At 62.6% G+C, this 447-nt stretch carries 2 pseudogenes; both read right to left on the bottom strand.

Going from position 1 to position 447, the window contains the following annotated elements:
* Positions 1-157, bottom strand: a pseudogene (locus tag EOA33_RS41255) (phosphoglycerate dehydrogenase); the annotation flags it as partial.
* Positions 158-167: 10 nt separating this feature from the next.
* Positions 168-377 (bottom strand): annotated as a pseudogene (locus tag EOA33_RS41250) (phosphoglycerate dehydrogenase); the annotation flags it as partial.
* Positions 378-447: the final 70 nt, after the last annotated feature.

Below are 447 nucleotides of genomic sequence, written 5' to 3'. Positions count from 1 at the left end.
GTCCTTCGCCGCTCATCATCGCCCAGAGGTTCTTGGCCGCATGCCAGCCGATGGCCTGAGTTCCTTCAGTCGTCCAGGCCGCGACATGCGGCGTGCACAAGACGTTGGGTGGCGAAAACAGCGGATCGTCGGTCTTCGGCGGCTCCTGGTCGAACACGTCGAGCGCCGCACCAGCGGACTGCCAGCATCAGAGCGACCGCGTGCTCGCTGACCGTGAAGATCTGAAAATCGTTCGGCGTGCTGGAAACCAGAATGCCGTGCTCGGTGGCGGCGTCGATGTCGATGCTGTCGACACCAATGCCATATTTGGAGATGTAGCGCAGATCCGGAAGCGCCTGCATGACACGCCGGGTGATGCGGGTGCCGCCTGCCCCCATCAAGGCGACACAGCCGTGTGCCTTGGCAATCAGCTCATCCTCGGTGAAGCGCTCGAACGGCATTTCCCAG

The sequence above is a fragment of the Mesorhizobium sp. M4A.F.Ca.ET.050.02.1.1 genome, from assembly GCF_003997725.1.
GTDB lineage: Bacteria > Pseudomonadota > Alphaproteobacteria > Rhizobiales > Rhizobiaceae > Mesorhizobium.
Note: the sequence above shows the minus strand (reverse complement) of the source record. Positions and strands in the feature narration are given on the sequence as shown.